General features: G+C 61.9%; 23 protein-coding genes, 1 tRNA gene and 1 other annotated feature. Of the genes, 7 read left to right on the top strand and 17 right to left on the bottom strand.

The genetic code is table 11. The features are described from left to right. From ACTG4J_RS04965 to aroA, 5 genes are all read right to left on the bottom strand, one after another. A complete protein-coding gene (locus ACTG4J_RS04965; RefSeq protein ID WP_439137603.1) occupies positions 1 to 552 on the bottom strand; it encodes a GbsR/MarR family transcriptional regulator in 552 nt (183 codons plus the stop codon). A gap of 359 nt (positions 553 to 911) precedes the next feature. Then, a complete protein-coding gene (rpsA, locus tag ACTG4J_RS04960; protein ID WP_439137601.1) occupies positions 912 to 2,597 on the bottom strand; it encodes a 30S ribosomal protein S1 in 1,686 nt (561 codons plus the stop codon). Between the two features lie 199 nt (positions 2,598 to 2,796). Further along, positions 2,797 to 3,354 (bottom strand): hypothetical protein, encoded by a 558-nt coding sequence (locus ACTG4J_RS04955; protein ID WP_439137600.1) that lies wholly within the window; start codon positions 3,352 to 3,354, stop codon positions 2,797 to 2,799. Between the two features lie 71 nt (positions 3,355 to 3,425). Continuing rightward, positions 3,426 to 4,067 carry a (d)CMP kinase gene (gene cmk / locus ACTG4J_RS04950; protein WP_439137598.1) on the bottom strand — a complete coding sequence of 214 codons (642 nt, stop codon included), beginning with the start codon at positions 4,065 to 4,067 and terminating at the stop codon, positions 3,426 to 3,428. A 74-nt stretch (positions 4,068 to 4,141) separates the two neighbouring features. Further along, the gene (gene aroA, locus ACTG4J_RS04945; protein ID WP_439137597.1) at positions 4,142 to 5,497 is read right to left on the bottom strand and encodes a 3-phosphoshikimate 1-carboxyvinyltransferase; all 1,356 of its coding nucleotides are present in this window, start codon (positions 5,495 to 5,497) and stop codon (positions 4,142 to 4,144) included. A gap of 362 nt (positions 5,498 to 5,859) precedes the next feature. Between aroA and ACTG4J_RS04940 the strand changes: the two genes are divergently transcribed. Together ACTG4J_RS04940 and ACTG4J_RS04935 are read left to right on the top strand one after the other, a co-directional pair. Then, positions 5,860 to 6,717 carry a Hint domain-containing protein gene (locus tag ACTG4J_RS04940; RefSeq protein WP_439137595.1) on the top strand — a complete coding sequence of 286 codons (858 nt, stop codon included), beginning with the start codon at positions 5,860 to 5,862 and terminating at the stop codon, positions 6,715 to 6,717. Positions 6,718 to 6,816: 99 nt separating this feature from the next. Further along, positions 6,817 to 7,437: a 50S ribosomal protein L25/general stress protein Ctc gene (locus ACTG4J_RS04935; protein ID WP_439137593.1), complete on the top strand. Its 621-nt coding sequence runs from the start codon at positions 6,817 to 6,819 to the stop codon at positions 7,435 to 7,437. A gap of 54 nt (positions 7,438 to 7,491) precedes the next feature. Here ACTG4J_RS04935 and ACTG4J_RS04930 read toward each other — a convergent pair whose 3' ends face one another. Further along, a complete protein-coding gene (locus ACTG4J_RS04930) occupies positions 7,492 to 8,208 on the bottom strand; it encodes an FkbM family methyltransferase (RefSeq protein WP_439137590.1) in 717 nt (238 codons plus the stop codon). Positions 8,209 to 8,372: 164 nt separating this feature from the next. Between ACTG4J_RS04930 and pth the strand changes: the two genes are divergently transcribed. From pth to ACTG4J_RS04915, 3 genes are all read left to right on the top strand, one after another. After that, a complete protein-coding gene (pth, locus tag ACTG4J_RS04925; protein WP_439137637.1) occupies positions 8,373 to 9,080 on the top strand; it encodes an aminoacyl-tRNA hydrolase in 708 nt (235 codons plus the stop codon). A gap of 72 nt (positions 9,081 to 9,152) precedes the next feature. Then, positions 9,153 to 10,328 (top strand): serine hydrolase domain-containing protein, encoded by a 1,176-nt coding sequence (locus ACTG4J_RS04920; RefSeq protein ID WP_439137588.1) that lies wholly within the window; start codon positions 9,153 to 9,155, stop codon positions 10,326 to 10,328. Positions 10,329 to 10,430: 102 nt separating this feature from the next. After that, entirely contained in the window at positions 10,431 to 10,805 is a 375-nt protein-coding gene (locus ACTG4J_RS04915) for a DUF2237 family protein (protein WP_439137586.1), read from the top strand. Between the two features lie 5 nt (positions 10,806 to 10,810). Here ACTG4J_RS04915 and ACTG4J_RS04910 read toward each other — a convergent pair whose 3' ends face one another. The 10 genes from ACTG4J_RS04910 to ACTG4J_RS04865 form a co-directional block, all read right to left on the bottom strand. After that, a complete protein-coding gene (locus ACTG4J_RS04910; protein WP_439137585.1) occupies positions 10,811 to 11,320 on the bottom strand; it encodes a helix-turn-helix transcriptional regulator in 510 nt (169 codons plus the stop codon). A gap of 24 nt (positions 11,321 to 11,344) precedes the next feature. Continuing rightward, positions 11,345 to 11,737: a hypothetical protein gene (locus ACTG4J_RS04905; RefSeq protein WP_439137583.1), complete on the bottom strand. Its 393-nt coding sequence runs from the start codon at positions 11,735 to 11,737 to the stop codon at positions 11,345 to 11,347. Between the two features lie 124 nt (positions 11,738 to 11,861). Beyond that, positions 11,862 to 12,335, bottom strand: a complete 474-nt coding sequence (locus ACTG4J_RS04900) for a PepSY domain-containing protein (RefSeq protein WP_439137582.1) — start codon at positions 12,333 to 12,335, stop codon at positions 11,862 to 11,864. A 152-nt stretch (positions 12,336 to 12,487) separates the two neighbouring features. Further along, positions 12,488 to 13,717 carry a tryptophan synthase subunit beta gene (gene trpB / locus ACTG4J_RS04895; protein ID WP_439137581.1) on the bottom strand — a complete coding sequence of 410 codons (1,230 nt, stop codon included), beginning with the start codon at positions 13,715 to 13,717 and terminating at the stop codon, positions 12,488 to 12,490. Positions 13,718 to 13,795: 78 nt separating this feature from the next. Then, positions 13,796 to 14,440: a phosphoribosylanthranilate isomerase gene (locus tag ACTG4J_RS04890; RefSeq protein ID WP_439137580.1), complete on the bottom strand. Its 645-nt coding sequence runs from the start codon at positions 14,438 to 14,440 to the stop codon at positions 13,796 to 13,798. A 4-nt stretch (positions 14,441 to 14,444) separates the two neighbouring features. After that, positions 14,445 to 14,816, bottom strand: a complete 372-nt coding sequence (locus ACTG4J_RS04885; RefSeq protein ID WP_439137579.1) for a lipopolysaccharide assembly protein LapA domain-containing protein — start codon at positions 14,814 to 14,816, stop codon at positions 14,445 to 14,447. 21 nt (positions 14,817 to 14,837) lie between these two features. Beyond that, on the bottom strand, positions 14,838 to 15,122 hold the full coding sequence (gene ihfB, locus ACTG4J_RS04880; RefSeq protein ID WP_439137578.1) for an integration host factor subunit beta: 285 nt from the start codon (positions 15,120 to 15,122) through the stop codon (positions 14,838 to 14,840). A gap of 222 nt (positions 15,123 to 15,344) precedes the next feature. Continuing rightward, positions 15,345 to 16,619, bottom strand: coding sequence for an NAD(P)/FAD-dependent oxidoreductase (locus ACTG4J_RS04875; RefSeq protein WP_439137576.1), 1,275 nt, complete (start codon positions 16,617 to 16,619; stop codon positions 15,345 to 15,347). A gap of 84 nt (positions 16,620 to 16,703) precedes the next feature. Beyond that, positions 16,704 to 16,780 (bottom strand) — tRNA-Arg (locus ACTG4J_RS04870). Between the two features lie 43 nt (positions 16,781 to 16,823). Beyond that, the gene (locus ACTG4J_RS04865; RefSeq protein WP_439137575.1) at positions 16,824 to 17,294 is read right to left on the bottom strand and encodes a GNAT family N-acetyltransferase; all 471 of its coding nucleotides are present in this window, start codon (positions 17,292 to 17,294) and stop codon (positions 16,824 to 16,826) included. A 140-nt stretch (positions 17,295 to 17,434) separates the two neighbouring features. Next, positions 17,435 to 17,491: a sequence feature (sul1 is cis-regulatory element that is thought to sense ions involved in sulfur or methionine metabolism; They are found in Alphaproteobacteria), on the top strand. A 66-nt stretch (positions 17,492 to 17,557) separates the two neighbouring features. On the opposite strand from ACTG4J_RS04865, the gene ACTG4J_RS04860 reads away from it, so the two are divergent. Further along, on the top strand, positions 17,558 to 19,048 hold the full coding sequence (locus ACTG4J_RS04860; RefSeq protein WP_439137573.1) for a SulP family inorganic anion transporter: 1,491 nt from the start codon (positions 17,558 to 17,560) through the stop codon (positions 19,046 to 19,048). Between the two features lie 21 nt (positions 19,049 to 19,069). On the opposite strand, the gene ACTG4J_RS04855 is transcribed toward ACTG4J_RS04860, so the two are convergent. Continuing rightward, positions 19,070 to 19,381 carry an ETC complex I subunit gene (locus ACTG4J_RS04855; protein WP_439137572.1) on the bottom strand — a complete coding sequence of 104 codons (312 nt, stop codon included), beginning with the start codon at positions 19,379 to 19,381 and terminating at the stop codon, positions 19,070 to 19,072. A gap of 404 nt (positions 19,382 to 19,785) precedes the next feature. Between ACTG4J_RS04855 and ACTG4J_RS04850 the strand changes: the two genes are divergently transcribed. Next, a partial coding sequence (locus ACTG4J_RS04850) for a DEAD/DEAH box helicase family protein (RefSeq protein WP_439137635.1) occupies positions 19,786 to 20,755 on the top strand: 970 nt, incomplete at its 3' end.

Here is a 20,755-nt window from a genome sequence, read left to right as displayed (position 1 = left end):
CTATTTGCGTTTCGTCAGCGCGGGGAACATGGCCCCGGTCTTGTCGATCAAGCCCGCGATGCGCGAGCCCAGTGTCATCAGCTTGACCAGCCGCTCGGTCTCGAGCTTCTCCATCTCGGCGTAAAAGCCGGTCATCATCTCGATCATCTCGCGTAATTCGGCGATGCGCGCCTCGGCGTAGTCATCACCGGCGGGGCCCTGCAACTCCAGCTCGCGCAGCTTGGTCAGGGTCGGGTCGATCTCGCGCTTCTTGCGCTCGGCGACCAGCGTGCGCACAATCTCCCACAGATCATCGGGGGTGGTGAAATAGTCCCGCCTGTCGCCTTGCACATGCTTGAGCCGCACAAGGTTCCAGCTTTGAAGCTCCTTCAAGCCCATCGAGGTGTTCGAGCGGCTGATCGCCAGCGCATCCGTGATGGTTTCGGCATTGAGCGGCTCGGACGAGATGAACAACAGCGCGTAGATCTGCCCCACGGTGCGGTTGATGCCCCAGCGGCTTCCCATTTCACCGAAATGCAAAACGAACTCCTGCTGGAGCGATGTCAGTGGCATGATCAAAATCCTGTTCGCGCAGTGATTTCAGAAATTTCTGAAATGTAAGTAAACGCATTCTCCCCTGTGGCAACGGCCAAGGGGTGCGACAGAATGCCAAGCACATGTCATGGTGGAAAAGACCCCGCGCCGATATCCGACGCGGGGTTGAGGGGATTGGCGGCCACATATCGGGGAGATTTGGGGACAGGGCGGCCGCGAGACGCAGCCTGCGCCCCTTCCATGACAGCCAGATGTCGTGCGGATCACGCTGTGGAGTTATCCACAGGAATACGCCCATCATCCGCTTGGTCCAAAGAAAAAGGCCCCGCAATCAGCGGGGCCTTCAAGTTCACGCGGCTTTCGCCGGATGTTTTCGATCAATCCTCGTCGTCGCGCTTGAGTGCTGCGCCGAGAATATCGCCAAGCGATGCGCCCGAATCGGACGAGCCATACTGTTCGACGGCTTCTTTCTCTTCGGCGATCTCGCGTGCCTTGATCGACAGACCAAGACGGCGGGTCTTGGGGTCGATATTGGTGACGCGCACATCGATCTTGTCACCGACCTGGAAGCGCTCGGGGCGCTGCTCGGACCGGTCACGGCTCAGGTCGGAACGGCGGATGAAGGACTTCATGCCCTCGTACTCCACCTCGACACCACCTTCTTCGATCGCAGTGACCGCAACGGTGATGATCGAGCCGCGCTTCACGCCACCGATGGCTTCGGCAAAGGGATCGCCTTCGACACCCTTGATGGAGAGCGAGATACGCTCCTTCTCGGTGTCGACTTCGGTGACGACCGCCTTGACGATGTCGCCCTTGCGGTAATCGTTGATCACATCCTCGCCACGGCCTTCCCATGTCAGGTCGGACAGGTGGACCATGCCATCGATATCGCCCGGCAGGCCGATGAACAGACCGAACTCGGTGATGTTCTTGACCTCGCCCTCGACGGGCGTGCCGACGGGGTGGGATTCCTCGAAGACTTCCCACGGGTTGCGCATGGTTTGCTTGAGGCCCAGCGACACGCGACGCTTGGCACTGTCGATCTCAAGCACCATGACCTCGACCTCTTGGCTGGTCGAGACGATCTTGCCGGGATGCACGTTCTTCTTGGTCCAGGACATTTCGGACACATGGACCAGACCTTCGACGCCCGGCTCCAGCTCCACGAAGGCGCCGTAATCGGTGATGTTGGTCACGCGGCCAGTATGGACCGATTCCAGCGGATAGGTCTTTTCGACCGCATCCCAAGGATCGTCCTGCAGCTGCTTCATGCCGAGGCTGATGCGGTGCGTGTCCTTGTTGACCTTGATCACCTGAACCTTGACGGTCTCGCCGATGGTCAGCACTTCCTTGGGGTCGTTGACGCGACGCCATGCCATGTCGGTGACATGGAGCAAGCCGTCCACACCGCCCAGATCGACGAAAGCGCCGTATTCGGTGATGTTCTTGACCACACCATCGACGATATCGCCCTCGTTCAGCTTGCCGATGACCTCGGCGCGCTGCTCGGCACGTGATTCTTCGAGAATCGCGCGGCGCGAGACCACGATATTGCCACGGCGGCGATCCATCTTGAGGATCTGGAAGGGCTGCTTGAGGCCCATAAGCGGGCCGGCATCGCGCACGGGGCGCACATCGACCTGGCTGCCGGGCAAGAAGGCTACGGCACCGCCCAGATCGACGGTGAACCCGCCCTTGACCCGGCCGAAGATCGCGCCATCGACGCGCTCTTCCGCGGCATAGGCTTTTTCAAGACGATCCCAAGCGGCTTCGCGGCGCGCCATTTCGCGGCTGATGACAGCTTCGCCGCGGGCGTTTTCCACGTTGCGCAGGTAAACCTCGACCTCATCGCCAACAGCGATTTCAGGAGCTTCCCCGGGATTTGCGAATTCTTTCAGATCGATACGGCCTTCCATCTTGTAGCCGACATCGATGATGGCTTGGCCCGCTTCGATCGCGATGACCTTGCCGCGCACAACACTGCCCTCGGCGGGTGTGTCAATCTCGAAGCTTTCGTTCAGGAGGGCTTCGAATTCCTCCATGGTGGTTTTAGCGCACATGCGGTTTCAGTATCCTTTTTCGGTGCTTTGCTGGCCGTGCGGTTGTCTCCGCCGGTCTTGGGGTGATCATTGGTCGGACGGTCCGGAAAACAAAGAGGGCCGGTTACCCGACCCTGCCCGATCTCTTGTTTTCCAGCGTTGACCGCCATGTTGACAGGCGCGCGTATAGCGTCACACCCCACACAACGCAAGGCCTGCGCTAAAGCGCATCCCCGCGTTCCAACAACTCTTCCATCAACTCACGGAAAATCTCCGGGCTGTCGCCGGCACCGAAAGCAACCAACCCCGAGGCATAGGCCGTGCCATAGGTCTGGGCGAGGATCACGGTCTGCGCCAACCCCGAGATCAACTGACGCGGCTGCAACTCGGCCAAGGGATGGATGTAGGTCGACCAAAGCCGCCCCTGCGCGATGGCATAACGCGCATCGAGGGCCGTATCGAAATTGGCCTGTAGAACGCGGCGCATGTCATCGGCCTGCAACCCCTCCGCCGAGGCGATGGGCACCACCGCGCGCATGCGGTTGGCGGCAGGATCCATGAACACGACAAGCGGCACATCGGCGATGGTCAAACCTATCCCGCCGGCCTGCGGACCGGCCTCGGGGTCAAGGCGCAGCAAGATGGCGATCAGCCGGTCCGGCGTCATCGCGTCTGTCGGGGTGAGCTCGGACGGAGACGCGTCAGGCGCTTGGGCCGCAAGGGGTGTGGCCGTGACCACCGACAAGATCAGGGCGAACGGCAACCACAAACGGGGCATGGCAGGGGTCCTTTCAACGCGATGGCGCCGATCATAGCGCAGTCGCGGCGCGGCACCCATGCACGGTTGCGTTATGTCCCGCGTCGCGCCGCGACCGCGGCGATGGCCGCGGCCACCGCATCATCCACCCCCATCGCGCTGGTATCGAGCGCCAGCGCATCGGCGGCCTGTACCATCGGCGCTGTCGCGCGCCCGCCATCCCGCGCGTCACGGGCACGCACATCGGCCAGAACGGTGTCGAAGTCGGTCTCGAACCCCTTCTCACGCAATTCCTTCAGGCGCCGCTCGGCCCGCACCTCGGGGCTGGCGGTCACGAACAGCTTCACCTCCGCCTCGGGACAGATCACCGTCCCGATATCGCGCCCATCCAAAACCGCTCCACCCGCTCTCCGGGCAAAGGCGCGCTGAAAATCGACAAGGGCCGCGCGGACCTCGGGGATCACGGCGACCTTGCTCGCAGCCTCCGCAATCTCGGCGGTCCGCAACAAATCGGGCGCGGCCAAATCGGCCGGGTCGAGCGATTGCGCCGCGGCGACAGGGTCGGCCCCGGCCAACACCCGCCGCCCGACCGCACGGTACAAAAGCCCGGTATCGAGATGGGCGAAACCGAAATGCGCCGCCACCGCGCGCGAAATCGTGCCCTTTCCTGCCGCCGCAGGTCCATCGATGGCGACGGTGAAACCGCCTTGCTGGCTTTTGGATTCTGCGCCCACCCCGCGCCCCTTCTTCGTTTCATAAATATCCCGGGGGAGTCCCGGAACGGGACGGGGGCAGCGCCCCCGCCGGTCTAGGCCTCCGCGTGCTGCTCCAGCGTGGCACCCAGCATGCGCATCAAGGGCTCGAAGACCGGGAAAGAGGTCGCGATCGGCCCCGCATCATCCACGGTGATCGGCTGTGCGGATGCAAAGCCCGCGCACAGAAACGACATCGCGATCCGATGGTCGAGATGGGTGGCGACCGTCACGCCACCCGGAACCCTACCGGCCCCACGGCCATGCACGATCCACCAATCGGGGCCATCCTCGACCCTGACACCAGCTGCCCGCAGGCCCGCCGCCATGGCTGCGATCCGGTCGCTTTCCTTGACGCGCAATTCCTTGACGCCCCGCATCACCGTCGCGCCCTCCGCATTGGCGGCCACCACCGACAAGATCGGGTATTCGTCGATCATGCTCGCCGCGCGTTCGGGCGGCACCTCCACACCCGTCATGCCCGGCGAATAGCGCGCGCGCAGATCGGCCACAGGCTCGCCGCCTTCTTCGCGCAGGTTCTCATAGGTCAGATCGGCGCCCATTTCGCGCAGCGTCTCGAACAGCCCCGCGCGCGTGGGGTTCAGCCCGATATTGGGCACCAGCACATCCGAGCCTTCGACGATCAACGCCGCGCAGACCGGGAAAGCCGCCGAACTGGGATCGCGCGGCACCACGATGGTCTGCGCCTTCAATTCGGGCTGGCCGGTCAGGGTGATGACGCGGCCCTCGGGCGTGATCTCGGTGGTGATCTCGGCGCCAAAGCCCGCCAGCATCCGCTCGGTATGATCGCGCGTGGCCTCGGCCTCGATCACCACGGTCTGGCCGGGCGCGTTCAGCCCCGCCAAAAGCACCGCGGATTTCACCTGTGCGGACGGCACGGGCGTCGCGTAGCGCACGGGCAATGGGTTGGCCGCCCCGGTGATCGTCATCGGCAGACGCCCACCCTTGCGCCCCACCGCACTTGCCCCAAAAAGCGCCAAGGGGTCAGTCACCCGCGCCATTGGGCGCGACCGCAGCGAGGCATCGCCGGTAAAAGTCGCACTGATGGCCGAGGTCGCCATGGTGCCCATGATCAAGCGCACGCCCGTGCCGGAATTGCCGCAATCGATGACATCCTCGGGTTCGGCGAAACCGCCCACCCCCACACCATGCACATGCCACACACCGTCATCATCGCGGCTGACCTCGGCCCCGAAGGCGCGCATCGCGCGCGCGGTATCAAGCACATCTTGGCCTTCCAAAAGGCCGGTGATCACCGTCTCGCCCACCGACATCGCGCCAAGGATAAGAGAGCGATGCGAGATCGACTTGTCGCCCGGCACATCGGCGACGCCCTTCAGGCCCACACCCTTGCGGGCAGTCATTGGAACGGGATCGCCATGGCCGGACATCGCGGGCATCTCCTTGGTTGTGTCCTGCGCGTGATAGACAAGCCGCGCGGGGGCGTAAACTCCCCCCGGATCAGGGCGGCCCCCCCTTTGAACAGGATCGGGCAGGCCGGGATTGCCAAAGCCTTAATTCACCCAGCGATATTAACTGAAAATTAACCATGTGCGGTGATGATTAGGGCCGCGCAAGGCGCCCTGGGTGGGGCGTGGGCCAAGGCGCATGTTTTGTTTGCGAGTACACGAGGCGCATTTTGGCCGATTTCAGCTACAACCGGCTTGTTCTTTTGAGAGGCAGCGTCGGCTCCAGCATCTCGGGACCGAACTTCCAATGGACCCAAAAACATGACTGGACAAACGCGGGCATCGTGACCGATGCAGCCGGTGCGGGGTCAGGTGCATTGACCACGGATGACAGTTTTTCCGGCGGCAACGCGGGATTCCCAAATATCACGGGCGGGGTCTATACCGGCTTTTATATTCCGATCAGCTTCGAAGGGACGACATACAACCTCGGTGTATTCACGACCAACCATAGCACCTTCAACTATTGCATCCCCTATGACACCGCCCTTCTGCCATTCGATTTGTTTCCTATGTTTCCGACAACAGGAAATGGGTCGACATCGGTACATGCGCCGAACCTTTCCAATGCCGCCAATTGCTTCCTGACCGGCACGCGCATCGCTACGCCGCACGGCTTGCGCGCCATCGAAACGCTGCAGCCGGATGATCTTGTTTTGACCGCCGATGGACGAATTATTCCGATTATCTGGGTCTGGCGCCAAGAAATCGTGAATATCCAAGTCCTCGCCGAGGCTTTGACCCCGATCTTGATCAGTACAGGCGCGTTCGGCCCGGACAGGCCCGTGCGCGATCTGGTCGTCACCGCCGATCACGCCATCGCGCTTTCCGGCCTTTTGATCAATGCCGGTGCGCTGGTCGATGGCATCGCGATCCACCGCTTGACCCCGGCCCAGATGCCCGCGCGCTATAGTTACTGGCACATCGAAACGGCAGCGCATGAGCTGCTCTTGGCGGAAAACTGCGCCGCCGAAAGCTATGTCGATTATGCCCTGCGGCAGGGCTTCGACAATTACGACGCCTATCTTGCGCGCTATGGCACCGACCGGCCCATCGCGGAAATGGCCTTGCCCCGCATCAGCGCCGCACGCCTTGTACCGCAGATGCTGCGGCACGGGCTTGGGGCGCGCTGCCTTGCCTGATTGGGGCTTTACAAAACCACGATCCTGCCCTATCCGCGCAGCCTTCAACCGGGGCCCGACACCCTTGGAGGCGGCCCCTCTATCTGATGGAGAATAGCTATGGCTGGTGAGATTCCAGATCTTATCGCCGAGGCACGCGCGGGGACAGGCAAGGGGGCCGCCCGCCAAGCACGCCGTAATGGCATGGTGCCCGGTATCGTATATGGCGGCGGCGCTGATCCGCTGTCGATCCAGATCCCCTTCAACGTGTTGCTCAAGCGCCTGAAAAAGGGCCGCTTCCTGTCGACGCTGTTCAATCTCAAGGTCGAAGGCCATGATGATGTGCGCGTGATCTGTCGCGGCGTTCAGCGCGACGTGATCAAGGATCTGCCGACCCATGTCGACCTGATGCGCCTGCGCCGCACCTCGCGTGTGGCCCTGTTCATTCCGGTCGAGTTCGTCAACCACGAAAAGGCGCCCGGCCTGAAGCGTGGCGGCGTGCTGACCGTGGTGCGCCCCGAGGTCGAACTGGTCGTGACCGCGGGTGACATCCCCGATCACATCACGATCGATCTGGAAGGCCGCAACATCGGCGACGTGCTGCACATCTCGGATGTGGCCCTGCCCGAAGGCGCCAAGCCCACGATCGACCGCGATTTCGTGATCGCCAATATCTCGGCCCCCTCGGGGCTGGTCAGCGCCGAAGCCGCCGAGGCAGGCGCTGCCGAAGAAGAAGCCTGATCGCTCAGGATTGCTTACCGCAAACGCCGCCCCGACCGGGCGGCGTTTCGCATTTCAGGGGGCCTGTTCCGCATCCGCATCGGATACCTCGCTCTCCCAGACCTTGCGGAAGCCGAGGATTTTCCCGCGCGAGGTGATGGGGTCATAGGTCAGCCCCATCTGCGACATGTGATCGACGATCCGCTTGATCACCTTGGGCGGGTATTTGCGCGGATGAAGTTCCAGCACGCAAAACCGCAGCGGGCATTTCCACGGGCGCTCGAACATCGCGGCCTCGGCCCCTTCCACATCCATCAGCACCACATGCGGCTTGTGCGATTGGATCAACTCATAGACCGAAATCATCGGCACGCTGACCGGACGCCCCTTTCCATCGAGGCTGGAGCCGGTAAAGCCATCAGACAATTTGAAATCGCCCATTTCCCCTGACGCCGCGGCACCAGTCACTGCCGCATGGATGAGATTGACCCCCGACACCCCGTTGCGCGCCAGATTATCAACGATGACGGGCAAGAGAGCGGGGTTCGCCTCGACCGACATGACATTTTCCGGCGCGGTCTGCTTGGCGCAGATCGACGTGACATAGCCGAGGCCCGCCCCCAGTTCGAGAACGCGAAACCCGTCGCGCACCGTACGAAAGGCGGCATTCGCCTCGTCCTCCTCATAGGTGCCATCGCGGAGTTTCTGGACGATGTCAGGCGTGGCCAGCCCTTGGGGCAGCGCCAGATCGATCCCTTTCAGGTGGAACGCATACACGGGGCGGTCACTCATCACATCATTGGGGTAACGGCTTGCATGATGCGCCCGCTCTTGACGGAAAACCATGGCAAAATCAGGGCGTGTCCGCCTTTGCCGCCACCCATGCCGCCTTGGCGCTTGGCAAAACCGCCCAAGGCTGGCATCACCCGAACAGACTAGCCAAGGGGGCTTTCGCCATGCAGCTTTGGGTCGGATTGGGCAATCCCGGCGCGAAATACGCGGCAAACCGGCACAATATCGGCTGGATGGCGCTTGACCGGATCGCCGATGATCACGGCTTTGGCCCATGGCGCAGCAAGTTCCAAGGCAGCGTGAGCGAAGGCAGCTTGAACGGGGAAAAGATCATCTTGCTCAAGCCTGAGACCTTCATGAACCTATCGGGCCAAGCGGTGGGCGAGGCGGCGCGGTTCTACAAGCTGACACCGGCCGATATCACGGTCTTTCACGACGAGTTGGACCTTGCCCCCGGCAAGGCGCGGGCCAAGACGGGCGGCGGGCATGCGGGCCATAACGGGCTGCGCTCGATCCATGCTCATATCGGCGAGGCCTATCACCGTGTGCGCCTTGGCATCGGCCATCCCGGCCACAAGGATCGCGTGGCGGGCTATGTGCTATCGGATTTCGCCAAGGCCGAACAAGACTGGCTTGACGATCTGATGCGCGGGATCTCGGATGGCGCAGCCGATCTGGCAAAGGGTGACAGCGCGCGATTTCTGAACGCCGTTGCCTTGCGCACCGCGCCGCCGCGGTCGTCGACATCGGGCGCGCGACCCGAAAAGGACGACAGCGCTGCCCCATCGCCCACGGCCAAGCCCGAAGATGCGGCCCAGCCCAACGCCGACGCCCGCTCGCCGCTGCAACGGCTGATGGACAAGTTCCGCTAGGTCAGCGCCGGGCACCCTTGCCGCGCGCGCGCCCCGCATGCTTTCGTGCTGCAAAAGGGGAGGATCGCATCCATGCGCCGCATCGGGAAAATCATGCTTCGTGTCGTGCTTGTCTTGGCCGTTCTGGCCCTCGCAGCGGGCCTTTGGAAGCGCGAAGAGATCGCCCGGCTGATGGCAGTCAACACGCTGTTCGATGCCGAGCGGATCGTGACGAATTTCAGCCATATGGACCGCGCCTTTCTGACTGTTGCAGTGCCGCGTGGCGCAGGGCCGGTCAGCCCCTTGCCCTTGGGTGAGCCAATGACATTGCCGCCCAAGATAGAAGAATGGATCGACAGCCGCGCGGTCACGGCACTAGTGATTTTACACCAAGGCAATCTTGTACATGAAAGCTACCATCTGGGCACAAACCCAGAGGATCGGCGCATTTCTTGGTCGGTGGCAAAAAGCTTTCTCTCGGCACTCTTGGGCACGTTGGTCGCCGATGGGACCATTCCCGATCTGGATGCGCCGGTCACGCAATACGCCCCCAGCCTGATCGGCTCGGCCTATGAGGGGGCGAGCATCCGCAACGTGTTGCAGATGACCTCGGGCGTCGCATTCGACGAGGATTATCTCGACCCCGATTCCGATATCAACCGCATGGGGCGCGTCATCGCTTTGGGCGGCACGCTTGACGGCTTTACCGCAGGGCTTAGCGCACGTGCCGCCAGCCCCGGTGCGGCTTGGCAATATGTTTCGATCGACACCCATGTGATCGGTATGGTGATACGGGGCGCAACGGGCCGGGATATCCCCTCGCTTTTGGCCGAACGCATTATCGCGCCCTTGGGGCTGGAGGCCGACCCCTACTACCTGACCGATGGCGAGGGGGTGGCTTTCGTTCTGGGCGGGCTGAACCTGACCACGCGCGATTACGCCCGCTTTGGCCAGATGATCGCGGAAGACGGCGTTTGGCAGGGTAGCCGCATCCTGCCCGCGGGGTGGATTGCCGAAAGCACCGCGCCCAGCGCACCCACCCAACCCGGCGAGATCGGCTATGGCTTCCAATGGTGGGTGCCTGTCGGAGCGGAGCCCGGCCAGTTCATGGCGCGCGGGATCTATGGCCAATATCTCTATGTCGACCAAACGCGCAGCGTGGTGATCGCCACCAATGGCGCTGATCGCGGGTTTCGCAACACCGGGGTCGATGCGGCCAATATCACGGTTTTCCGAGAGCTGGCTGAACGCCTTGCATCACAACCCTGAGGATAAAGCGTTGCGCAAGACCGTCGCCCAGGGTTGTGAACATTGCCAAATACCAAAGGCCTGATAGCTTGGCGCTGTGCAACGCTTAAAGGAATTGGCGCGATGGGGTTTACCATGGACGAGTCGGTCAATGTCCTCGGCCAAGCCTTGCAAAGCTGTTCGCGCGATCCGATCACGGGATTTTTCCGCAACGGTAATTGCGATACCTGCGTCGAGGACCGGGGCAGCCACACGGTCTGTGCGGTGATGACAGCCGAGTTTCTTGCCTATTCGAAATATGTCGGCAATGATCTGTCGACACCCCGGCCCGCGTTTCAATTCGCAGGGCTCAAACCGGGAGATCACTGGTGTCTATGCGCCAGCCGTTTCCTGCAGGCCCATGATGAGGGCGTGGCCCCAAGGGTGAACCTTGCCGCCACGCATGAGCGCGCCCTCGATATCGTGCCATTGGAGGTTTTGGAGGCCAACGCGCTTTAGCGCGGTCAACGTGGTGCCGCATCGGGCTGCACCGCAGCCCCCATCAAGTCTTCGACGAAAAGGCCCAAAAGCTGTGGGCGCCCACTCACACCTGCTTTGCGATAAATCGCATTGGTCTGCGCCTTGACCGTTCCTTCGGATGTGTCACGCAGCTGGGCGATCTCGGAGATGGTAAAGCCCTTGAGCGCGAAAAGCGCAACATCACGCTCTGCTGGGGTCAGGCCCCAGCCCTCGAAGCGCTCATCGATCAATTCCATGAAAGCGCCCGAGGCCACGCGCAGCGCCTGTTCGACCGCGCGGGTGCGCTTGAGCGAGGCGCGCAACAGCATCGCCGCCAATCCAAGGCCCGACAACAGCCCCAGCGCCGCCCCCAACTCCATCAACTCGCGAAAGCGCCAAGGCACCGGATCGACCGGCACACCAAGGGCCGACAGCAAGATGTCGGACACGAAGAAAATCGCACAAACACCCTGCAAAACGAACACGATGCCAAATAACCAAGATTTTTTCAGCATGCATCGGTCCCGGGAAACGGGTGATCAATCATCATCATCGTCATCCCCGCCGCCGCTGTCGTCATCATCGTCATCATCGTCATCATCATCGTCGTCATCGTCATCGTCATCGCGATCGTCACGATCATCGTCATCGTCATCGTCATCGGCATTACGGATATCGGGGATGCGGGGGCGATCATCATCATCGTCATCATCAAAGATGAAATCACGCAAGATCGTGCCATTGCGGGGGTCAAAGACCAATTCACGGCCCTGATCGCCCCTTGTGGCCAAGATCCGCACACGCCCCAACAATGTGCGGCTGATCCTTTCAATATCGAAACCTTGCTGTTCCAATTGACGCACCACATTGCGCGTCACCCGGTCATCCTGCGCCAAGGCAGGCGTCGCCGTAGCGATCGCAAAACTCGCCATCAAGCCAAGCAACAGGCGGCGTCGGGAATACATTCCTACCCTCACTTTCAACACGATCCCGCCGGCCGCTTTGCGACCGACGGGATGTTGCGATCATCAGACCAACACATCTTGGTGCCTGCGATCAATCATCGTCATCATCATCGTCGTCGTCATCATGATCGTCATCATGATCGTCATCATCATCGTCATGATCATCGTCATCATTATCGTCATATCCACCGCGATCATCATCGTCATCATCATCATCGCGGCCGCGGCCACGCCCGCGATCACCATCATCATCATCGGAACGACCATCGAAGAAATCGCGCGCGCGCTGGCGGATCTCAACCCCGGTCCGATTGCGGTCGTCAGCATCCGCGACCTCGGTTTCGGTTTCGAGAATACGGCCAGTGGCCGCATCATAGACGACTTCGAGCGTCTGTCCGTTCACGGTCGCCTCGACCTTGATCTGGGAAAAGCCTTGCTGCACTTCGATGAAATCGAAACCGCGCGCTTGGTACTCGCTGACCAGCTGGTCGACCATGGATTGGGCAAAGACTGGCCCCGCTGCCAACAGCCCCGCTGCAGTGGACATCAAGATAACAGGTTTCATCACGCATACTCCTTAGGGATGAACCCGAGCGGCGACGTGCCGCCCGGTTCCACAAAAGGAGCGCATCCAACAGGTCTGGAACATTGGCCTAGGGTTTAGTTCCCCGGCCGTAAACCCATCGCAGAGCCGCCTAAACCCAAGGTATAGACCGCTCAGGCCCCGGTCATGTCCCAGCCCAGCGCACGGGCCACGGTGAAGATGTCCTTGTCACCGCGTCCACACATATTCATGCAGATAATGTGATCGCGGGGTAGCTTCGGCGCGATCTTGGTGACATGGGCCAAGGCGTGGGAAGGCTCGAGTGCCGGGATGATTCCCTCGGTCTCGCAGGAAAGCTGAAAGGCCTCGAGCGCCTCGGTGTCGGTGATCGAGACATATTGCGCCCGCCCGATGTCATGCAGCCACGCATGTTCTGGCCCAATACCGGGATAGTCGAGACCGGCGGAAATCGAATGCCCCTCGAGGATCTGGCCATCTTCATCTTGCAACAGGTAGGTGCGGTTGCCGTGCAGAACGCCCGGCCGCCCGCCGGTCAGGCTGGCGCAATGTTCCATCCGGTCGTCGACGCCGCGCCCCCCGGCCTCGACGCCGATGATCGCCACCTCCTTGTCGTCAAGGAAGGGGTAGAACAGCCCCATCGCGTTCGACCCGCCGCCGATGGCGGCGATGATTGTGTCGGGCAAACGGCCCTCGGCCTCCATCATCTGTTCGCGGGTTTCCTTGCCGATGATCGATTGGAAATCGCGCACCATCGCCGGGTAGGGGTGCGGGCCTGCGACCGTGCCGATGCAATAGAAAGTATCGCGCACATTGGTGACCCAATCGCGCAGCGCGTCGTTCATCGCGTCCTTGAGCGTGCCGCGCCCCGAGGTGACGGGGATCACCTCGGCACCCAGAAGCTTCATCCGGAACACGTTGGGCGCCTGTCGCTGCACATCATGAGCGCCCATATAGACAACGCATTTCAGCCCGAACTTGGCGCAGACGGTGGCGGTTGCCACGCCGTGCTGGCCCGCGCCGGTTTCCGCGATGATGCGGGTCTTGCCCATGCGGCGGGCAAGGATGATCTGGCCCAGCACATTGTTGATCTTGTGCGCGCCGGTGTGGTTCAGCTCGTCGCGCTTGAAATAGATCTTTGCCCCGCCCAGACGTTCGGTGAGCCGCTCGGCGAAATAGAGGGGGCTGGGGCGGCCAACATAATGCTTCCAAAGGAAATGCATCTCGTCCCAAAAGCTGTCATCCGTCTTGGCATGCTCATATTGGCGCTCAAGCTCAAGGATCAGCGGCATCAGGGTCTCAGAAACGAAGCGACCGCCGAAATCGCCGAAGCGGCCCTGATCATCCGGCCCGGTCATGAAGCTGTTGAGAATGTCGTCAGGCATGGTCGCCTCCCCTTTGGTCGGAACGAGGGGTAGCGCGGCGCAGGTGTAGGGGCAAGGGCAAGCCCCGTCAAAACTGCCTCAGACCGGGTTTAACGCGGCGGCGAAATCCACCATCCGCCCCGCATCCTTGACCCCCGGCGCGCCCTCCACCCCGGAGGAGACATCGACCTGCCGCACGCCTGTCAGGCGGACGGCCTCGCCCACATTGTCAGGTGTCAGCCCACCGGCCAGCATCCAAGGCCGGGTCCAGTATTTGCGCCCCGCCAAAAGCCGCCAATCGAAGGCAAGGCCATTGCCCCCCGGAAGATCGGCACCCTTTGGCGGCTTGGCATCAATCAAAAGCTGGTCGGCGACATCTTGATAGAGGTCGATCTGTGCCAGATCATCGGCATCCGCGATGCCCAGCGCTTTCATCACCGGCAGACCGAAACGCGCGCGCACCTCCGCGACGCGCGCGGGGCTTTCATGGCCATGAAGCTGCAAGATGTCGATCGGCACGGTATCGAGGAGCGCGGTCAGCGCCGCATCATCGGCATCGACGGTCAGCGCCACCTTGGCCACGCCCGGCGGCACGGAAAGCGCCAATACACGCGCTTGATCCAACGTCACATTGCGCGGCGATTTCGGGAAAAAAACGAATCCCACATAGCGTGCATCCGCAGCGACGGCGGCGTCGATGTCCTGCGGCCGGGTCAGCCCACAGAATTTGATCGCGATGTCCATGTTCTCAGCGCGCCGGGCCGGTTCCGTCAACCAATGCGAGGATCTCATCCTTCGCATCTTGGCCCGTGCCGCCCTTGAGCGTCTTGACCTCGCGTTCAAGCGATTGGGCGGCGCGTTTGTGGATCTTGGCATCCGAACGATGGCGATGTTCGCGCAGCCATTCCCATACGAAGCCCACGAGAACGCCCACCATCACGGCACTCAGAATAACGACGAAAAGCGGCAGGGCGATGGCGTATTGCACCCCGAACCAACCGACAAACGCCTCGGGCACCATCTCGATCACGACGGTTTCCCGGTTGGCCAGCGCCATAAGCACCAAAGCGATCGCGACGACGAAAAGGAAAAGGTATTTTGCGATACGCAAGATGGTCATGGGCAACACTCCGGGCTGGGGTCAGGCGTCTCCGTTCAGCCGGTCGCGTAGCAGTTTGCCGGCCTTGAAGAAAGGCACATGCTTTTGCTCGACCGCGACGCTTTCGCCGGTGCGCGGATTGCGGCCGGTGCGCGCATCGCGCTGTTTGACCGAAAATGCACCAAAACCGCGTAACTCGACCCGATTGCCACTGGCCATCGCTTCGATGATCTCTTCGAAGATCGCGTTGACGATGCGTTCGACATCGCGCTGGTAAAGATGCGGATTGTCTTCAGATAGCTTCTGGATCAGTTCGGAGCGTATCATCGTGGCGTCCCTCCCAGGCGAAAACGCAGCTTCACCACTATAGGACCATTATTTCAGGCTGAATACTGCCAAGCCACGGAAAGAGTGGCCAATTCGCGCCTTGGAACGGGCGGAAAACGCCATTTTCGCGCGGCATGCCCCGCAATACCGCCATCTGGCCGCGGCAGCTGCGCCCATGCCATCACCACGCGGCTGGCGATTCGGGGGGCATGGATGCCTTCGTTACAGGCTGCGCAACATCTGTTGCACGGCAAAGCCCAGCGCATAGACCCGCCGCATCATGGGCGCGCTGACCACCGGTGCCAGCGTCGTGATGGGCAGGGGCAGCTCGGACGCGGCGCGCCCGGTCAACAGCCCGGCAATGGCCTGGCCGAAGATCGTGCCGGTGGTGATGCCGCGCCCGTTGTAGCCGATGGGCGTGTAAAGCCCCGGCGCCAATTCATGGATGCGCGGCAGATGGTCCGGCGTCATCGCGATCTGGCCATCCCATGCCTCTTCGAACCGGACGGGGCCGAGATCGGGGAAGAGCCGCGCCAACTCACGCCGCGCCCAGCGCAGTGAAAGCCCCCCCGTCACATCGCCGTGGATACGCCCCATCGACCCGATGATAAGCCGCCCCATCGCGTCGCGCCGGATCGAGCGCATGACGGGCGCGGTATCCCAGACCCCCTGCCCCTCGGGCAAAATCTTCGCGACGCGCTCGCCCAAGGCGACCGTGGCCAGTTGGAAATAGCAGATCGGCGTGAAGCTGCGCGAAAGCCCCGGCCAGAGTGTGTCGGTATAGGCGTTGGTGCCCAAGACCACGGCACGGGCCGCCACGGGCCCCGCCGTCGTCTTGACCCGCCAACCGCCCCCTGCCTGTTCCAGCCCCGTGACCTGCACCCCGGTGCTGATCCCTGCTCCGGCGGCACGCGCGGCGCGCGCCAGACCGCGCACATAGCCCATCGGGTTCACCGTGCCTGCCCGATGGTCGAGCAACCCGCCCTGATACCGCCGACTTCCGAGCTTTTCCGCCATCGCTTCGGGTCCGAGCAGATCGACGGGCTCACCCATTTGCGCCCAATCGCGCCAGCGCGCCTCCAGATCGCGCAGGCCCGCGGGCGCATGTGCGGCATGGATCGTGCCCGTACGCGTCGCCTCACAGCGGATCTGGTGACGCTCGATCAAGTCGAACACCAAGGCTGGTCCATCCGCGAAGCGGCGCAAGAAACGGGGGCCATGATCGGGGCCAAGGGTGGCGCGCACCGCCGAGGGTGGCATCCAGACCCCGGCATTCACAAGCCCCACATTGCGTCCCGATCCGCCATGGCCAATATCATGGGCCTCGATCACATGGGCCGAAAGCCCCGCCTCGGCGGCATGCAACGCCGTGGAAAGTCCGGTGTAGCCGCCGCCGACGATGACCAGATCGACCGTTGCGGGCAGGTTCATACCGTCCGCTGGCCGCTCTTGCGCCGTTTGATCCCACAGCGAGATCATCCCATTTTGGCCCATCATGATCCCTTTGCGGTTCGTGATATTGTGATGGCGAGGGCCGAGGACCAAGTCAATCACGACAGGCTGGATGCTGCTGGGTAACGATGGCGACCCCTGAAGGAATCGAACCCTCAACCTGCTGATTAGAAGTCAGCTGCTCTATCCAGTTGAGCTAAGGGGTCGCTTGGGTCACTGGATAACCCAGCCGGGCGGCTCGGTCCACGCTCAAAGCGTGCGGGTCATGAAGATGCTCATGGGGTCGGGCCGGTAGGTGCCGAAGGCCGGGCAGGTGACGAAACCCGCGCGTGCGTACAGGCGGCGCGCGGCGGCAGAGGCGGGCAGGCTACCGGTTTCCAGCGAGATACGGCGCAGCCCGGCCGCGTGGGCGTGGGCGAGGATGAGGCCCAGAATATGCGCCCCCGCGCCCTGACCTCGGGCGGCCTCGGCCACATGCATCGATTTGATCTCGGCCGCGTCTGGGCCGATCGGCTTGTAGCCACCCATCGCAAGCACGGGTCCGGCGGGCCCGCCACGACCGGCGAACATGACCGCGCCCTGCGCGGCGAGAGCGGCACCATCTTCATTGTGGTTGCTGTCGCTGGGGTAATGCGCCGCGCTATGGGCGGCGTGACGGGCGATCAGCGCCGCAAGCGCCGGATCATCGGGTGCGATGAGGGCATAGAACAATGGGGTCACGATCCGGGTTCCTACACGGCGATGTCAAAAAATTCCGAACAATCTGCACTTCGCGCCAAGCCATGTGCCGGGTCAAGCCCGTGTCAGGCGCTTCAAGGGTTGGATATCGGCGCCAAACCCGTTACGCCGCGCCCATCACGCTTGGACCCGGGCCCAGACCCGGGTGGCTCTTCCGGCCGCCGATCCGCCGGACAACGACTGACACATGTGCCTTGGCACACGGGGACGCCGCCGATCACCGCGTCACCGGACAGGAAACCTTGATGATCTCTTTAAGCACCTATCGCGCCCAGTGGCTGGGCAATATCCGTGGTGATCTGTTGTCTGGGCTTGTCGTGGCCTTGGCGCTGATCCCCGAGGCGATCGCGTTTTCGATCATCGCAGGCGTTGACCCCAAGGTTGGACTTTACGCCAGTTTCTCGATCGCCGTGATCACCGCCATCGCGGGCGGACGGCCTGGCATGATATCTGCGGCGACGGCGGCGACGGCGGTCTTGATGGTCACCTTGGTCCGCGATCACGGGCTGCAATATCTCTTGGCGGCCACGGTTCTGGCCGGGCTTTTGCAGATCGCGATGGGGGTGCTGAGGCTTGGCTATGTGATGCGCTTCGTGTCGAAATCGGTGATGACGGGCTTTGTCAACGCGCTGGCGATCTTGATCTTCATGGCACAGCTGCCCGAACTGGACCCCCGCAATGTCGGATTGCTGACCTATGCGATGGTCGCAGCGGGGCTTGCGATCATCTACCTGTTTCCGCTGGTGACCAAGGCGATCCCCTCGCCCCTCGTGACCATCATCATCTTGTCGGCGGTGAGCATGGCCATGGGCCTTGATGTGCGCACCGTGGGCGATATGGGCGCGCTGCCCGACACGCTGCCGGTGTTCCTCATCCCCGATATCCCGCTGAATTTCGAAACACTGGCGATCATCTTTCCGTATTCTGTCGCGGTCGCGGTCGTCGGGTTGCTTGAAAGCCTGATGACGCAAAACATCGTGGACGAGCTGACCGACACCCCATCGGACCGCAATCAAGAATGTGTGGGCCAAGGTCTTGCCAACACCGCCACGGGCTTTATCGGCGGCATGGCGGGCTGTGCGATGATCGGGCAATCGATGATCAATGTGAAATCGGGCGGGCGTGGGCGGCTGTCATGTTTTGCGGCGGGTGTTTTCTTGTTGATCCTGGTCGTGGGCTTGGGCGATTTCGTCTCGCTGATCCCTATGCCCGCCTTGGTTGCGGTCATGATCATGGTGTCGATCGGCACATTCTCATGGGCCTCCATCGGCAATCTGGCCAGCCATCCGCGCTCATCCTCGATCGTCATGCTGGCAACGGTCGCGACCGTGATCTGGACCCACAACCTCGCCATCGGGGTGCTGATCGGGGTGCTGCTCTCGGGGATCTTCTTTGCCGGCAAGATTGCCCAACTCTTCGGTGTCACCAGCACCACAAGCGCCGATGGCAAACAGCGCCGCTATACCTTTACGGGTCAGATCTTTTTCGGCTCGGTCGAGGATTTCATGGCCGCCTTCGATTTTCGCGATGTCCCAGAGCAGGTGATCATCGATGTCAGCGCCGCCCACATCTGGGATATCAGCGCCGTACAGGCCTTGGACCTTGCGATCATGAAATTCCGCCGTATGGGCGCGCGTGTCATTGTCGAGGGGATGAATGCAGCAACCGAAACCTTGGTCGACAAGCTCGCGCTCCACGACAAGCCCGGCGCGATGGACAAGATCTTGGATCATTAGGGCGCATAGGGCGCCCGGGCCTCAGTGGGTCCAGGCACCCTTGCGGTCAGTGGCGAAATTCTCACCATAGCCGCGGGGGCGGATGTTGGGTTTGCGCTCTTTGGGTTTGAGAACCACAGCCTCGATCCCGTGGGCCTTAGCGTAATCTTGCGCGGCCTCGGCCGTGTCGAAGGACAAGCGCACTTGGCTGTTCATATCCGAAGACGAGGTCCAGCCCATCAGCGGATCGACGCCGCGTGCGGATTGCGGCGCGAATTCCAATACCCATTGCTGGGTCTTCGCCGTGCCCGAAGACATGGCCGTCTTGGCCGGTTTGTAGATACGCGCGCGCATGTGCCCAACTTTTTGCTGACTGTCTCGGATGCCTATATGAAAAAGCCGGACCGCCTTGTCCACACCCAAGCTGTCGCGGGGCGAAGGGATCGGATCACGGGGCGATTGGCAATAGCACAGAGAGTTGCCGATCAACCCCGAGGGAGCGAGGGGTGGGTGGGTGGTTCGAGGCCGACCGGCAACCACTTCTGCTGCTTGCCTTCTCAACTTACGATAAAAGTGCATATCTCACAACAAAATATTCTCCTTAAAGTTGTAAAAATGCAGGCGAATTTCGAAAGACTTTGTTAACCAAATCCAAGCCGCCCCTTCATACCGCGCCAAGGGTTGAACCGCGGCGCTTTCAGGTCAATTTCATCTGGGTCACGGAGGCCTAAGCGATGCACAACACCTCGCCTGAACAGATGCCCGACACCGCCCTGTCGGTCGATCAGCGCCATCTGCGCCAAAAGCTCGAGGGTGGGCAGCGCTTTGTCTTGCGCACAGATTTCACCGCCGCAGGTGATCAGCCGGTGGCCATCGCCGAGCTATCCCAAGGCGTGAACGCAGGCGAACGCGATCAGGTGCTGTTGGGCGCGACAGGCACCGGCAAGACCTTTACCATGGCCAAAATCATCGAAGAGACACAGCGCCCCGCGATCATCCTCGCACCCAACAAGACACTTGCCGCCCAGCTTTACGGTGAATTCAAAGGGTTCTTCCCCGACAATGCGGTCGAATATTTCGTCAGCTATTACGACTACTACCAGCCCGAGGCCTATGTCGCCCGCTCGGACACCTATATCGAGAAGGAAAGCCAGATCAACGAACAGATCGACCGGATGCGCCACTCGGCCACCCGCGCGCTTTTGGAACGTGATGATGTGATTATCGTCGCCTCGGTCTCGTGCATCTACGGCATCGGCTCGGTCGAGACCTATGGCGCGATGACCCAAGACCTGTTCGCCGGTCAAAGCTATGACCAGCGCAAGGTGATCGGCGATCTGGTGGCCCAGCAATACCGCCGCAACGATGCCGCCTTTCAGCGCGGCTGTTTCCGGGTGCGCGGCGACAGCCTCGAGGTCTGGCCCGCGCACCTCGACGACCGCGCATGGAAGCTGTCGTTCTTTGGCGAGGAATTGGAAAGCATCACCGAGTTCGATCCGCTGACCGGCCACAAGACCGACAGCTTCGAGAAAGTGCGCATCTACGCCAATTCCCACTATGTCACGCCGCGCCCGACGATGCAGCAGGCGATCAAAGGCATCAAGACCGAGCTGCGCCAGCGGCTCGACCAGCTTGTCGCCGACGGCAAGCTTTTGGAGGCGCAGCGGCTTGAGCAACGCACGAACTTCGACCTCGAAATGCTCGAGGCGACGGGCGTTTGCAACGGGA

This window comes from Roseicyclus sp., from assembly GCF_965662675.1.
In the GTDB taxonomy this organism is placed as follows: Bacteria; Pseudomonadota; Alphaproteobacteria; order Rhodobacterales; family Rhodobacteraceae; genus Roseicyclus.
Note: the sequence above shows the minus strand (reverse complement) of the source record. Positions and strands in the feature narration are given on the sequence as shown.

What these genes read in the sequence shown, in the direction of transcription:
- ACTG4J_RS04890 (WP_439137580.1), bottom strand. Translation starts at nt 14,440, where the DNA reads ATGGACATCGCGATCAAATTCTGTGGGCTGACCCGGCCGCAGGACATC.
- ACTG4J_RS04905 (WP_439137583.1), bottom strand. Translation starts at nt 11,737, where the DNA reads ATGGCGAGTTTTGCGATCGCTACGGCGACGCCTGCCTTGGCGCAGGAT.
- ACTG4J_RS04910 (WP_439137585.1), bottom strand. Translation starts at nt 11,320, where the DNA reads ATGCTGAAAAAATCTTGGTTATTTGGCATCGTGTTCGTTTTGCAGGGT.
- aroA (WP_439137597.1), bottom strand. Translation starts at nt 5,497, where the DNA reads ATGTCCGGCCATGGCGATCCCGTTCCAATGACTGCCCGCAAGGGTGTG.
- ACTG4J_RS04885 (WP_439137579.1), bottom strand. Translation starts at nt 14,816, where the DNA reads ATGACCATCTTGCGTATCGCAAAATACCTTTTCCTTTTCGTCGTCGCG.
- ihfB (WP_439137578.1), bottom strand. Translation starts at nt 15,122, where the DNA reads ATGATACGCTCCGAACTGATCCAGAAGCTATCTGAAGACAATCCGCAT.
- rpsA (WP_439137601.1), bottom strand. Translation starts at nt 2,597, where the DNA reads ATGTGCGCTAAAACCACCATGGAGGAATTCGAAGCCCTCCTGAACGAA.
- ACTG4J_RS04930 (WP_439137590.1), bottom strand. Translation starts at nt 8,208, where the DNA reads ATGAGTGACCGCCCCGTGTATGCGTTCCACCTGAAAGGGATCGATCTG.
- ACTG4J_RS04915 (WP_439137586.1), top strand. Translation starts at nt 10,431, where the DNA reads ATGGGGTTTACCATGGACGAGTCGGTCAATGTCCTCGGCCAAGCCTTG.
- ACTG4J_RS04875 (WP_439137576.1), bottom strand. Translation starts at nt 16,619, where the DNA reads ATGATGGGCCAAAATGGGATGATCTCGCTGTGGGATCAAACGGCGCAA.
- ACTG4J_RS04920 (WP_439137588.1), top strand. Translation starts at nt 9,153, where the DNA reads ATGCGCCGCATCGGGAAAATCATGCTTCGTGTCGTGCTTGTCTTGGCC.
- ACTG4J_RS04855 (WP_439137572.1), bottom strand. Translation starts at nt 19,381, where the DNA reads ATGCGCGCGCGTATCTACAAACCGGCCAAGACGGCCATGTCTTCGGGC.
- ACTG4J_RS04860 (WP_439137573.1), top strand. Translation starts at nt 17,558, where the DNA reads ATGATCTCTTTAAGCACCTATCGCGCCCAGTGGCTGGGCAATATCCGT.
- ACTG4J_RS04935 (WP_439137593.1), top strand. Translation starts at nt 6,817, where the DNA reads ATGGCTGGTGAGATTCCAGATCTTATCGCCGAGGCACGCGCGGGGACA.
- ACTG4J_RS04965 (WP_439137603.1), bottom strand. Translation starts at nt 552, where the DNA reads ATGCCACTGACATCGCTCCAGCAGGAGTTCGTTTTGCATTTCGGTGAA.
- ACTG4J_RS04900 (WP_439137582.1), bottom strand. Translation starts at nt 12,335, where the DNA reads ATGAAACCTGTTATCTTGATGTCCACTGCAGCGGGGCTGTTGGCAGCG.
- pth (WP_439137637.1), top strand. Translation starts at nt 8,373, where the DNA reads ATGCAGCTTTGGGTCGGATTGGGCAATCCCGGCGCGAAATACGCGGCA.
- trpB (WP_439137581.1), bottom strand. Translation starts at nt 13,717, where the DNA reads ATGCCTGACGACATTCTCAACAGCTTCATGACCGGGCCGGATGATCAG.
- ACTG4J_RS04955 (WP_439137600.1), bottom strand. Translation starts at nt 3,354, where the DNA reads ATGCCCCGTTTGTGGTTGCCGTTCGCCCTGATCTTGTCGGTGGTCACG.